At 39.4% G+C, this 13,464-nt stretch carries 8 protein-coding genes; 4 read left to right on the forward strand and 4 right to left on the reverse strand.

Annotated elements, in window-relative coordinates; genetic code table 11:
• Window positions 1-641 precede the first annotated feature (641 nt).
• Window positions 642-1,226 carry an RNA polymerase sigma factor gene (locus tag GR929_RS11655; protein WP_159519990.1) on the reverse strand — a complete coding sequence of 195 codons (585 nt, stop codon included), beginning with the start codon at window positions 1,224-1,226 and terminating at the stop codon, window positions 642-644.
• Window positions 1,227-1,777: 551 nt separating this feature from the next.
• A complete protein-coding gene (locus tag GR929_RS11660; RefSeq protein ID WP_159519992.1) occupies window positions 1,778-2,587 on the reverse strand; it encodes a hypothetical protein in 810 nt (269 codons plus the stop codon).
• 95 nt (window positions 2,588-2,682) lie between these two features.
• Between GR929_RS11660 and GR929_RS11665 the strand changes: the two genes are divergently transcribed.
• Window positions 2,683-4,587, forward strand: a complete 1,905-nt coding sequence (locus GR929_RS11665) for a BamA/TamA family outer membrane protein (RefSeq protein ID WP_159519994.1) — start codon at window positions 2,683-2,685, stop codon at window positions 4,585-4,587.
• A gap of 45 nt (window positions 4,588-4,632) precedes the next feature.
• Here the strand turns inward: GR929_RS11665 and GR929_RS11670 are convergent, their stop codons facing one another.
• Both GR929_RS11670 and GR929_RS11675 read right to left on the reverse strand, forming a co-directional pair.
• Window positions 4,633-6,741, reverse strand: coding sequence for a S9 family peptidase (locus tag GR929_RS11670; RefSeq protein WP_159519996.1), 2,109 nt, complete (start codon window positions 6,739-6,741; stop codon window positions 4,633-4,635).
• 92 nt (window positions 6,742-6,833) lie between these two features.
• On the reverse strand, window positions 6,834-9,767 hold the full coding sequence (locus GR929_RS11675; RefSeq protein ID WP_159519998.1) for a DEAD/DEAH box helicase: 2,934 nt from the start codon (window positions 9,765-9,767) through the stop codon (window positions 6,834-6,836).
• Between the two features lie 255 nt (window positions 9,768-10,022).
• Here GR929_RS11675 and GR929_RS11680 point away from each other — a divergent pair, with 255 nt between their 5' ends.
• The 3 genes from GR929_RS11680 to GR929_RS11690 are packed head-to-tail and all read left to right on the forward strand — an operon-like array spanning window position 10,023 to window position 13,420.
• Window positions 10,023-10,841 (forward strand): sulfide/dihydroorotate dehydrogenase-like FAD/NAD-binding protein, encoded by an 819-nt coding sequence (locus tag GR929_RS11680; RefSeq protein ID WP_159520000.1) that lies wholly within the window; start codon window positions 10,023-10,025, stop codon window positions 10,839-10,841.
• Window positions 10,842-10,882: 41 nt separating this feature from the next.
• Window positions 10,883-12,391 (forward strand): NADPH-dependent glutamate synthase, encoded by a 1,509-nt coding sequence (gltA, locus tag GR929_RS11685; RefSeq protein ID WP_159520002.1) that lies wholly within the window; start codon window positions 10,883-10,885, stop codon window positions 12,389-12,391.
• 42 nt (window positions 12,392-12,433) lie between these two features.
• Window positions 12,434-13,420, forward strand: a complete 987-nt coding sequence (locus GR929_RS11690) for a dihydroorotate dehydrogenase-like protein (protein WP_159520004.1) — start codon at window positions 12,434-12,436, stop codon at window positions 13,418-13,420.
• Window positions 13,421-13,464: the final 44 nt, after the last annotated feature.

Raw genomic sequence — 13,464 nt, forward strand, 5'->3', positions numbered from 1 at the left:
TAATTCAGAATCGTAGCTCAGTTGTGCATTGAATTCGCTTAGCGCTTCGCCGGTCAACTCCCCGCTAAGGTACTTATCAATTAGTTCTATTTTATTCTTACGTATCATCTTTCCAAAATTTTGATTTTCAATATCCTCTTCTATTTTTTTTTACGGGATTTATTTGAGATGTTTATACAAAATTTCCCGTAGCACAAGCATTTAATGGCTATTGTTTTTAGGCGTTCTTTGATTTTTACAGTCAAATCACACTGTTTGTTTAAAAAAAAGCGAGCAAAAATTATACTTGAGAAGTTCGGTTGGTTAGAAACAATCATTAAAAAAACAGATCGTTATTACCGAAATCTTTGGGTAAATGTTCTTGTAGAATTGCTGTAGAATTAGAAGTCAACTCGGAATCTCGTGAGAAATTCTTCGTTCGTGTATTTTATCATTTTCACTCTTTTATCCTTAAAACAGGCAAAAGGTAACCCCTTGCGACGTAATTTAATTTAGAATTTGTGTGTATTGCTTCTAAATAGATATTCTTTTTGGGGTTATTATTGGACGTGGTTCCCTAAGTAGTACGATGTTTTTCAATAAAAAACGGTCGTTTATTGAGAATAGAAAATAAAAATGTCTTTGGGTAATTAAAGGTATTGTTAAGCGTTGTCTTCCAATATTTTTTTATACTCGATATCCTGCTTAATACTTTTTACCAGGTACTCTTTGCATTTATATTTTCTCTTTTTTGCGTATTTTTCACTCTGGTACCCCATAACCTGAGCTATTTGTTTGAGGGGAACCTTATCAAAAAAAAGTTGTAAGATCTTCTGGCAGTCTTTGCCTAGATTTTTAAAATGTTTTTGATAGAGTTTGTATTTTTCATTTAAATCTGCCGTTTCTTCAAAACTGGTATCATAAATATCTTCATTGAAATCATGATTGTCTTGAATTTTTTCACGCTCGTTTTTTCTTTTTTCGAGCTGTTTCAGCCATAGAAACCTGCATACAGAGTACAGATAAGTTTCGAATGAGCAATCAAGGACAAGATCATTGGCTTTTAACTTACGATAGATAATAATAATTGCTTCCTGGAAAATATCATTCGAATCCTCATCATCTCCGTTATTCTTTTTTATGAAGAAGTTAATTTTATAAAAGAAGTTTTTGTAAATGTACTGGAGAATTAAATTATCATTCCTCAGAATTCCATTGAGAAGCTCTTCATTCGTATAGTTAACCATTTTCTCTATTTAATTCTTTTATGTATGGAACAGGCCGATTCACTGCCATTAAAGCAAAAACCCAAACGGTACAGTCAGCACCTCTGTTTTCCGCATTAAATATCCCTATAAAATGTTTAAAAAACAAATGAACGCTCGTATTCAAGGGTGGCTATTGCTTTATTTAATTCAATTAATCGTTCATTATTTTCTTAAGTGTTCCACTAACTTCTACAGCTTTTGAATTCCTCAATAATGAACTGAAGAAATAGAATGATGAATTAAGATTATGGGGTGTTCCAAAAATGAGGGTAAATTTCTAAAGTTTGAAATAAAAAATTGATATTAAAGATGCTGTCGAGTCTGAGATTCTGAGGAGTATGGTGGCTGAGATTGTGTTTAAAAATAAAAAGGTAGACCCTCTGGCCTACCTTTTCTCACTAAACTAACTAACCTAACTAAACCTAAACTTATGAAAAAAAACGTACTACAAAGATATGCTCTAAAGCATTAACTTGAGTTAAAAATTTGTTAATTGATGTTAAATATTTGTTTTTTCTTCACGTAGGCCACTATTGTGCTACAAATGTGTAGGAAATTGTACCTTTTTGTTGGGGTGGCGCTGCGTTGTCTGAATTGAAAAGAGTACGATCTGCAGCTTGTTTGGCATAAATGGCTAACATCGGGTCTTGTAAATCCCTCTCATTTCTAACATTTGATTCAATAACTCGCCCTCGCCGGTTTACAACAATATCTACAACAACCAGGCCACCATCCTGCGCCAGATACACGGGTATCGGAAGTCGGCGATGATACCGATCCTCTAGAAAATAGTGAATATTGCTTTCTCCCGAATAAATGGTGTTTTTTATCGAATCCGGGTTCATCCCTTCTGTGGTTTCTTCAGGCATTACAAACTCTTCAATGTCTTTTACTTCTTTTGACAGTTGTTTGTTCACATCTGCGACAAGCTTTTGGGCTTCGGCGATTTCTCGCTGATAATCCTCGTCGAAAAATGGATCTTTTGTTGGCGCATCATTTACGGCCCGGTTACTTCTGGATGCCAATTGCTCCATTTCGCTTGGTGTTGAAGGGGTGTTTTCGTCTTGTTTTTTTTCTTGCAGCTTTTCAGGTTTCGGTTCTTCCAATTCTTTGATGTTAGAAAAGTCAATAATGATTGGTTCTTCTTTCACTTCGCCTTTGGGCTTAACATTGACAAGTAAGAAACTACTAAATAATAGTATGTGGAAAAGCAGGGTTCCTATTATTCCATATATATTTTCTTTATATAGTTTCTTGAATTTTGACATGTTCGGCAAAGTTAATAACAAAATACCCTCAATCTGATGATTCAATACAAAATTGCTAATCGTTTTTTTCATCAACAATATTTATTGAAGTATCTTCCGAGTTCGATTTTTAGAGTAATTTAAGCAAATTAATAAAGCGATTTATGTAAATGTTAAAACTAGTTAAAATGATAATTCAACTAAGGTTTGAACGTTTACAAAAGATAATATTGTGTAAAAATACTACTGTGATTAGGCCGGGTAACTTAATACTGATTTTGTGTTTCGGATTGTTTTTGAGCAGTAATGTTGTAGTGGCTCAAGAAGAAATTGAAGACTCCGTGGATCTTGACGGTAGCACGGAGCTATTTTATGACTCCTTAAAAAACAAGGCCTATCGACATCGGATTACGCGATTAGTATACAATAACCTCGTGTCTCAGAAAGGGAAAAGGAATCAAAACCAACTTGAAGTAGAACTTTTTCAAATGAGCCTTCTTGAAGGGAAGACCATTGCATCAATTCAGATTCAACAGTTAGATATTATTGGCCCTTCGTTTAGGGATACTGCCCGAACAAGTCACACTTGGCTTGGGCAAACAGCCAATAAATTGCATACCCAAACAAATGAGCGAATTATACGGAAAAATATTCTGGTGCAAAGAGGGGATACGTTAAATGTTGAGCAGGTATTAGACAATGAGCGGATTATAAGACGATTACCATTTATAAAAGATGTGCGTTTTTTGGTTCGACAAGACTCTCTGAATACAGAGCAGGTCCATCTCACCGTTCTTACGAAAGATGTTTTTGCATTTGGAATTGGTGGAAGTGTCAATGGATTGCAGGGGGCGAGCCTGGAAATGTATAACAAAAACATTTGGGGGGCTGGACACCAGATTTCTGCAAAAATAGTTGGGCATGTCGATCGGGAGCCATACGTGGGATTCGAAACGTTCTATAAAATTAATAATATCGGAGGTAATTTCTTAAACATTTCCTTGGGATACGCCAATACATATAAGCGAAAAGGAATAGGGTTCGAATTTGAAAAGGAATTTCTACGATCTTCAACTGAATGGGGAGGCGGATTGAAGTTGCTTCGATGGAAGCGAGCGGATCGCCTATTTGAAGATTCCCCGATTATTCTCGATGAATTGGAATTGGATTATCGGCACTATGACTTATGGGGTGGTTATGCCTTTCAACTAAATGAAGGAATGCCGTATAGAAGCAGTCAGTTGGTTGCAGCCGGACGGATGCGTTATTATCATTTTTTTGAACGTCCGGAGCCCGACCCGATGAATAATCAGTATTTCGCCAATTCAAAATTCTATCTCGCCAGTATTAGTTTATCAAAACGAAGCTATTACAGAGACTATTTAATCTATAGCTACGGTATTACCGAAGATATTCCAAAGGGATATCTGCATGAATGGGTAGTTGGGTTTGATGACAATGAATTTGTTAAGCGTTGGTATTCTCATCTGTATTTTTCTTCTGGAAACTTTATCAAATATCGTCCGTCGTTTTTATTTGCTTCGGCAGGTATAGGCGGTTTTTTTAATTCTCATAAATTCGAACAAGGGCAGATTGATTTAACCGGAAGTTATATTTCGCGTTTGTACACAATTGGAAGAAAGAATTTCAGGCAATTTGTAAAGCTAAATTATATAATTGGTTTAAAACGATTCGATTTAGAGCAATTGTATTTGTCTCGGGAACGAGGAATTCGTGGGTTTAATAGCAATTCGGCAACGGGAAAACAACGATTGAGCTTAAATATCGAGTCGGTTTTGTTTACTCCGAAACATGTTTTAGACTTCAATTTTGCATTTTTTGGATTTCTTGATCTTGGAATAATCGGCTCCAATAAAAGCCTGATCTTTGATCAGAACTATTATGCCGGAATTGGGGCCGGCGTTCGAATAAGAAACGAAAATCTGGTGTTCCGAACAATACAGTTGCGTTTGTCTTATTTCCCAAGTCATCCGGCAGATATTGGAGCTTTTGGTGGAGTGTTGAATGAGCGTTCAAAAACACAATTTTATAGCTTTCAACCACGCAGGCCTCAGGTGCTTCGGTTCGAGTAGAATATAAAAAGAATCGATCGGCGAGCAACTATTGTAGTTCATCTACTACAGGTAGTCCAGAAAATACTGACTAACTTTATCCATCAAATGAACACGGTCTTTTCCCCTCACGTTATGAGGATGAGTGGGATAGGTAAAAAAGTCGACAGGTTTATTTTGTCTCACACATTCTCTTAAAAACTTCATACTATGTTGCATCACTACCGTAGGGTCCTGAGCACCATGAATGAGCATCAATTTCCCTTGTAAGCTATTCACATGCTCGGTCATATTTGCTTCCTGATATCCTGTCGGATTTTCTTGTGGCATATCCATGTAGCGTTCTCCGTACATAATTTCGTACATGCTCCAGTCAACTACGGGTCCACCGGCAACACCTGCCTTGAAAGTTTCAGAGTGGCGCAACATTAAGTTAAGTGTCATAAAACCACCGTAGCTCCAGCCATGAACTCCTATGCGATTTGCATCGACATACGGCAGACTTTTTAAATATTCGATTCCACGCATTTGGTCTGCCGTTTCTGCAATCCCTAAATTTCGGTGAATTACATTTTCAAAGGCTGCGCCCCGATTTCCAGATCCGCGGCTATCTACGGTAAATAAAATAAAGCCATGCGATGCCATGTAGTATTGCCACCATCGCACATCATTGTGCCATGTATTGTTTATTAGTTGTGCATGCGGACCTCCGTATACGTATATGATAGTCGGATATTTTTTTGTTTGATTAAAATTTGGAGGAAGAATCAGTCGACCGTATAAATTCGTTGAATCATCGTTTGCTTTAATTGTAATGATTTCATTTTTACCGAATTGAAAATCAGCAACAGGATTGTCTGCTTTGTTAATGGTGCGAACTAGTTTCCCTTCAGACGTTGATAAATCCGTTTGACCCGGAACATCGAAAGCTTCCCATTGATCAAGTAGATGATTGAAGTCGGATGAAAACTTGGCTTGATGTGTTCCTGCTGCTCGATCTAAACGGGTGATTTCACCATTTGTAATTTTCACCTTGTATAAATGTCTTTCAATCGGCGATTCTTTGGTGGATTGAATATAAACGTACTTTTTGTCTGCTCCATAAAAGTTTGTGACTTCCCAGTTCCCCTTTGTTATTTGCCTAATTTGCTTACCCGAAGTATCGTACAAATAAAGATGGAACCAGCCGTCTTTACGTGTCCAATAGTAAAATTGATCCGGATTTGAAGATGAAAAAACAAGGGGGTGTTGCGGTTCAACATAGGTGCTGCTTGTTTCTTCAAACAAGGTCTTTACTTTTTCACCGGATGAAACTTCGTACTTGTTCATTTGCATATGATCTTGCCCACGGTTCAGTTCAGCCAGGTAAATAAACTTGTCGTTTGGTCCCCAGCTTATGTTTGTGAGATAATGTTCATCGGGTTCTCCTGTGTTTAAAAAAATGGTTTTGCCGCTTTCCAAATCATAAATGCCAACGGAAACCTGGTGGCTTTTCATTCCGGCCATCGGATACTTTATTGGCGTGTACTCCGCTTCGCGAGCCATAAAGTCAACCAGTGGATAATCGTTTACCATGCTTTCATCTTTATGGTAAAAGGCAACTTGTTTTCCTGTCGAAGACCAAAAAATCCCTTTGGTAATGCCAAATTCACGACGATGAACGTAATGTCCATTCAAAATTCCTTTTTCAGAATCAAACGTAATTTGCGTTTCTCCGTCTTTATTCAACACAAATAAGTTTTGCCCTTTGGTGTATGCAAGTGTTTTTGACGTTTCACAAAAAGACAGGTTCTCGGCATTCTCCGGGATAGATAATTGCAAGGAAACAGTTTTCTTCTCAATATTGAAAAGAACCAGATGTTGACTGTGCCGGAATTGAATGGTTCGTGAATCAATAAACTTAAACGCAGGGAATCTGGAAAGTGAGAATTCCTGGAAGTCGGATAAAGTCAATAGGGCATCTGGATTATTCTTATTACACGAATACTGTAAAAGTGTATCATTGCTCACCAAAACATAGTGTTCGTTGTCTCTCCATTGCAGCGATTTTAGTTGTTCGGGGCGCAAATAACTTCGGCTGCCGACAATGGCATCTTTAAGTGTGAGCTCTTTCTTTTGTGCGAAAGTAAAGGTTGAAATCAAGACGATTAACAGGAACGAATAGGCAGTTTTCATGACGAATATTTTCTTGTTTTGATGCTACGAAACTAAAGCTTTTTCTGATTGTGAGTGATGAGTTTTTTCAGTTCTTATTTTATTACAACTTTTTAATTGAAAAGGTTGATGATTTCCTTTTGAGTGACCGCCTGAAACGGATTGTTGGAGTTGACAAATTTTTCGGCAAGTGACGATTTTCGCTCTTTCAGTAGTTGTATTTTTTCTTCGATGGAACCTTCGGTAATAAAGCGGTAAACAAATACTTTTTTGTTTTGACCAATGCGGTGTGCCCGGTTGATGGCCTGGTTCTCAGCAGCCGGATTCCACCAGGGATCGATAATGAAAACATAGTCGGCCGATGTGAGGTTGAGCCCAACTCCACCTGCTTTAAGCGATATCAGGAAAATTCGGTTTGCCGGATCTTCCTGAAAATTTTTAATAACCTGACTTCGGTTGGTTGTCCTTCCGGTGAGTAGGGAGTATTTCCAGTTTTCTGATTCAATTTTTTCTTTGATTAATTCTAAGTGCTTAACAAACGAGGAAAAGATCAGCACCTTATGGTTTTCGGCCATCAAACTTTTCAAGCTTCTGTATATTTCATCGAATTTGCCCGACTCCGCTTCACTGTCATCGTTCAGCATCGAAGGGTGGTTGGCAAGCTGGCGAAGCTTCGTCAGCCCTTGTAATATAACAATGGCCGATTTATCCATGCCGTCCTTTTCAATGTTTTGCAGAATGTTATTTCGAATGATGGATTTTTCCTTTTCGTACGATGTTTTTTGCTCTTTCGACATCCCGCAATATCGGATTTGCTCTGTCAGCGCTGGCAGGTCGCGGGCTACTTGTTCTTTTTTGCGGCGCAAAACAAAGGGGCGGATTAGCGTTTGCAATTTTTCCTGTTTCTCCTGGTCGTTCTTTTTTTCGATAGGAGTGATAAATTCGCGCTTAAAATAGGCTTGGTTGCCAAGCAGCCCTTTGTTCAGGAAGTTGATTTGAGACCACAGATCTGAGAGCGAGTTTTCAATAGGGGTTCCAGTCAGAACAAGTCGGTGTTTCGCCTTCAGTTTGCTGATAGTTTGGTACGTTTTTGAACCGGAGTTTTTGATGTTTTGGCTTTCGTCTAAAATGAGGTAAAAAAACTCCTGTTCTTTTAAGAGTTCGTAGTCATTTCGAACCGTTCCATAGGTAGTCAGAATAATATCGTAGTACGACAGGATTCCTTTTAAATTGAGCGATTTCTTCCGCTGAATACCAACATGTTTATAGGCTTTTAATGACGGGGTAAACTTTTTGATCTCATTTTCCCAGTTGTGAATCAGTGAGGTTGGCATAACAATCAGTGAGGCCGCTTGCCCGTGTTCCTTTTCACTTTTTTCCTCTGAAAAGATGTTTAACTGGTCGTCCGGTTCAGTTGGGTCAGCCACCATGATCTGCCTTTTCATGCGTTTCAGTTTTAAGAGAAGCGTTAATGTTTGAAGCGTTTTTCCAAGGCCCATGTCATCCGCGAGACAACCACCGAATTGATGTTCATATAAATGATACATCCATGAAAAGCCTTCTTCCTGGTAGGCGCGGAGCTTGGCTTGTATATTGGCAGGAACAGTTATTGGTTCCGAGGCTGTTTTGCCAATTTTATCCAGGCGCTGAAAAAAACTTTTATCAATTCCTTTCAATCTTTTCTGGAGCAGCTGGTAGTGGTATTTTTTTAGTTTTAAAGCTTGCCCATCTTGCTTCGCAAAAGGTAATATATCTTCATATTGGGTGAACCATTCTTTGGGTAGTATCGCTATTTCTCCATTGGGTAATTCGAACTCCCGAATTCCGCTAAGAATATTTCGTTTCAGCTTAATAAATGGAATTTCGTATTCTCCAAAACGAACTTTGGCGTAAATATCAAACCAATCTTCACTGGTCTTTATCTCTACCTGTAAATCCTGCGTGTCGGTTGAGTAGCGTTTTTCAAACTGGTTTTGCTGTAGCTCAAATCCGTGCCCGGCAAGTTTTTCTTTATTTTTGGTTAGCCAGGCCAGCATTTCAAATAAGCGATCGGTATCATCCAGCAGCTCAACCTGTTTTGGGAAAAGGCAACCATCTTTTTCTTTCAACCCCAATTGTTTTAAAAGCTGGATTTGTTGCCTTTCCCAATTTTCGTCGCGGTTATATTTCTGAAATGAATACTGGTTGTTTGCTTTTGTGAGATGAACAAATACCGACGACTTACTATTGGCCAAATACTCCGTGTCGCCATATTTAAACTTGGGGATGAAAACAGGTTCAAGCTTTAAATTGGGTTCCAACGAGAGCAGCGGATGTTTGTCGCTGTCGTGTTCTTCAATCGAAAAGCCGATTGCTCGCACCGGATATTCTCTTATGGTGCTCAGGATAAATGTTTCAAAGTATTTTTCTTCTACGGCCTTTGGTATGGCGATAAATTCCTTTGTTAAAAATGGAACCAGCTTTTTCGCGCTAATATGCCGGAACAGGTATAACCGGTTTTGCCACACAAAACTGCATGGCTGACTGGTAACTATTGTTAGGTTTTTATGCAGAATATTGATTTTACTCTGGCTATGTTTAATTTCCAGCGAATAGCGTGTGGCTTCCTCATTTTTTTCGAAACAAAAAGTTGCACGCGAAAATTGCTCAGGCACAACAATTCGGTCCTCGTCGTATAGGTTCGAATACTTAGCCTGCTTGAAAAATAAACGGGTCTTTTGCTGCATCAGCAAAACAGCAATTTGGCGCATGTGCTTATCAATGTACGGACTGATATGATCCTGAAAGAGTCGTTGATCCAGTTGCTGAAAAAATTTGCTCGATTCTTTTTGCTTCGAAAATTTCTTAAACAACATTTCATCGCTGTACTGATTGGTTAGTTTAACCAATCCTTCTTCAAATGCATTGAGGTTCAGTTCAGGTAGGTCATGCATTCTTACCAGCTTCACAATACTGTAAAAGGAGACCTTTTTTTCAATTAAAAAAGCCTGAAAGATATTGCCGAAAGTTCGGTGTTCGGTAAGTCCGATTATAAGTTCCTGAGCCATATTGAAAAAACTGCGTTATAAATCGAGTAATGTTTAAACTGCATGTTAAAAAAAATCGAACCTCAAATATAAGCGAATTCTGCCAGAGCCAGCTTTTTTTGTCGTATTTTGGCGAATAATTAGTGTGAGTTTAATGTGAAATCAAAATTCAATGATTAAAATCAATAAAGTTTCGTAAAAAACACAGACAATGCCTGTAGAGTTGTTGCACATTATTATTTTTGCAGAGCAAGAAAATAACGAGGCGAAATAAACATGTATAAAATAGTTCAAAAAGAACAATTCTCTGAAAAGGTTGTCAAACTGGTGGTTCACGCTCCGCGAATCGCCCGTTCACGAAAGCCCGGACACTTTATTATTTTACGGATTGATGAACACGGTGAACGAATTCCGCTTACCATTGCCGAAGCCGACACATTGGCCGGAACAATTACCTTGGTGGTTCAGAAAGTTGGCGTAAGTTCAACCCGTTTGTGCAACATGTCTCCGGGAGATACCATTCTTGATTTGGTAGGTCCGCTGGGAAAAGCAACCCATATTGATAAAGTTGGAACCGTATTGGCTTGTGGTGGCGGAGTTGGAATTGCTCCGCTATTGCCTATTGTTGAAGGATTTAAAAAAGCAGGAAATCGTGTTATTACTGTCTTGGCAGCCAGAAATAAAGACTTAATTATTTTAGAAGAAGAGATTCGTCAATGGTCGGATGAAGTTATTATAATGACCGATGATGGGTCGTACGGCGAAAAAGGCCTGGTGACCACAGGAGCTGAAAAAGTGATCAAGCGTGAGAATGTGGATGAGTGCATTGCAATTGGTCCTGCTGTGATGATGAAATTTACAGCTCTGCTTACCCAAAAATACCAACTTCCAACTCAGGCTAGCTTAAATGCCATTATGGTTGACGGAACAGGAATGTGCGGCGCATGTCGTGCTAATGTTGGTGGTCAAACAAAATTTACCTGCATTGACGGGCCGGAATTTGATGCGCACAAAATTGATTTTGATGAATTGATTGCACGACTTGGCGGATATAAAGAGCAGGAAAAAGAGGCTTGGGAGAAAGTCGTTGAATAATTTTTCATTGGAAGACTGAAAACGAACAACTGACAACTTGAATGGAAGAATACCTGAAGATAGAACGCGAAAAAGAGTGGCGCGCTGATTTGCGCAAAGCCATTAAAAATAAGGAACGGATTGCGTTGCAACGAGTAAAGATGCCTTCGCTTGATCCGATGGAACGGATTAAATACCAGGATCGGGAAGTTAATCTCGGTCTCGATATGGAAAGTGCCAAAGCTGAGGCTGCAAGATGTATGGATTGTGTGAATCCAACTTGTATTGAAGGATGCCCGGTTAGCATCAATATTCCAAAATTCATTAAAAATATTGAGCGGGGAGAAGTTCTCGAAGCTGCAAAAGCACTAAAAGAAACTTCAGCGTTGCCTGCCGTTTGCGGTCGGGTATGTCCGCAGGAAAAGCAATGCGAAGCGAACTGTTTTTATACCTTAAAACTAAAAAAGGAGCCGGTTGCTATTGGATTTCTGGAGCGTTTTGCGGCTGATTTTGAGCAAAACAGCGATACGATTTCCGTTCCTGAAACAGCTCCTGAAAATAACATCAAAGTGGCTGCTGTTGGTTCCGGTCCGGCCTCATTGTCGTTTGCCGGCGATATGGTAAAACTGGGCTACGATGTCACCGTATTCGAAGCGCTGCATGAAGTTGGTGGAGTGTTGAAATATGGTATTCCAGAATTTCGCTTGCCTAATAAAGTTGTTGATATTGAGCTGGAAAGCCTACAAAAAATGGGGGTGAAATTTGAGCGCAATTTTATTGTTGGCCGGACTGCTTCCTTTAATGATTTGAAAGAAGAAGGATTTCAAGCATTTTTTGTAGCCAGCGGAGCCGGACTACCACGTTTTATGAATTTACCCGGAGAGAATTACAACGGTATTTTATCATCGAACGAATATTTGACGCGGGTAAATCTAATGCATGCCGCCGAGGATAATTATGATACGCCGGTGCTAAAAGGCAAAAATATAGCTGTGATTGGAGGAGGAAATACAGCAATGGACTCGGTTCGTACAGCCAAGCGATTGGGAGCCGAACGAGCAATGATTGTTTACCGTCGTTCGCGTGAGGAAATGCCCGCCAGGGTCGAAGAGGTTCATCATGCTGAAGAGGAGGGGATCGAGTTTCTGAATTTGAATAACCCAGTCGAGTATTTTGCAGATGAAAACGGAAGAGTAAATCGCATGCGGGTGCAGAAAATGGAATTGGGAGAACCCGATGCTTCAGGACGGCGACGTCCGGTGGTGATTGAAGGTTCAGAGTATGATATCCCCGTTGATGTTGTGGTAGTTGCTATTGGTGTGTCGCCAAATCCGCTTGTGCCGTCGGAGCTGCCGGAATTGAAGGTCAGTCGGTGGGGAACGATTGACGTTGACCCGGAAACGATGCAGAGTTCGATGCCAGAGCTGTTTGCTGGCGGTGATATCGTTCGGGGAGGAGCTACCGTTATTTTGGCGATGGGCGACGGACGAAAAGCTGCTGCCGGAATGCATCAGTATTTATTAACAGCAAGCAAAACCGACAAAGAAAAGACAGAGGCAGAAGCAAAGTAAGGCGAGCCCATTTTCATAAAAACAATCAAAACAAACAAAGCTATGGCAAATCTTAAAACTCAATTTTTTGGTTTAGAATTGAAAAGCCCTGTAATTGCAGCAAGCAGCAGTATGACTGCCGATTTGAACCAAATAAAAAAGCTGGCCAAAGCTGGTGCGGGAGCAATTGTTTTAAAGTCGATTTTTGAAGAAGAAATTGATACTCAATTGCAAGAAGAGCTGACAAAAAACAGAGATTTGGAGCCCGATCCCGAATACCTGGATTACTTTGATTATATCATTAAGGACGAGAATCTGAAGGATTACACCAATCTGATAAAGCAGGCTAAAGAGGCTGTTGATGTGCCGATTGTGGCGAGTGTGAGCTGCATTAGTGCTTCGGATTGGGTGTTGTTTGCTCAAAAGCTTGCTGAAGCCGGAGCCGATGCGTTGGAACTAAACTTGTTTTTATTGCCTGCCGATGTCTACAAAACCAGTTACCACAACGAACAGTTTTATTTTGAAACCATTAAAAAGGTATTGGAAGTCGTTTCAATCCCGGTGAGTATCAAGGTCAGCCATTATTTTTCGAATCTTGGCAATGTTGTAAAAAAACTATCGGAAACCGGAGTAGCTGGAATTACCTTATTCAACCGGTTTTATTCTCCTGATATCGATATCAGAAACGAAATGGTGATCGGTGCCGATGTGTTGAGCCACGATAACGATTATTTATTGCCATTAAGGTGGACAGGTATTTTGTCGTCGAAAATTGATTGTCCGTTATCGGCAACAACAGGTATACATGCTGCCGAAACAGCTATTAAATTTTTATTGGCTGGAGCCAGTGCGGTTCAGGTTGCATCAGTTTTGTATAATGGAGGAGCCGAAATGATTACTCAGTTCAATGAGCAGATTGCCGAGTGGATGGATGACAAAGCTTACACTGAAATCAATGACTTTAAAGGTAAATTGGCCATCTCACCCAAACATGTAGCAGTTTATGAACGGGCACAATTCATGAAATACTTTTCTGCTAAAAGATACTAATTATCGAAAATCAAATACAATTTAAACTTTTTTAATCCGTTTTT

It is taken from the genome of Sunxiuqinia indica (assembly GCF_009847015.1).
Classification (GTDB): Bacteria; Bacteroidota; Bacteroidia; order Bacteroidales; family Prolixibacteraceae; genus Sunxiuqinia; species Sunxiuqinia indica.

Coding starts and splice junctions, on each gene's coding strand:
- GR929_RS11655 (WP_159519990.1), bottom strand. CDS start 1,226: ATGGTTAACTATACGAATGAAGAGCTTCTCAATGGAATTCTGAGGAAT.
- GR929_RS11690 (WP_159520004.1), top strand. CDS start 12,434: ATGGCAAATCTTAAAACTCAATTTTTTGGTTTAGAATTGAAAAGCCCT.
- GR929_RS11680 (WP_159520000.1), top strand. CDS start 10,023: ATGTATAAAATAGTTCAAAAAGAACAATTCTCTGAAAAGGTTGTCAAA.
- GR929_RS11670 (WP_159519996.1), bottom strand. CDS start 6,741: ATGAAAACTGCCTATTCGTTCCTGTTAATCGTCTTGATTTCAACCTTT.
- GR929_RS11660 (WP_159519992.1), bottom strand. CDS start 2,587: ATGAAAAAAACGATTAGCAATTTTGTATTGAATCATCAGATTGAGGGT.
- GR929_RS11675 (WP_159519998.1), bottom strand. CDS start 9,767: ATGGCTCAGGAACTTATAATCGGACTTACCGAACACCGAACTTTCGGC.
- gltA (WP_159520002.1), top strand. CDS start 10,883: ATGGAAGAATACCTGAAGATAGAACGCGAAAAAGAGTGGCGCGCTGAT.
- GR929_RS11665 (WP_159519994.1), top strand. CDS start 2,683: ATGATAATTCAACTAAGGTTTGAACGTTTACAAAAGATAATATTGTGT.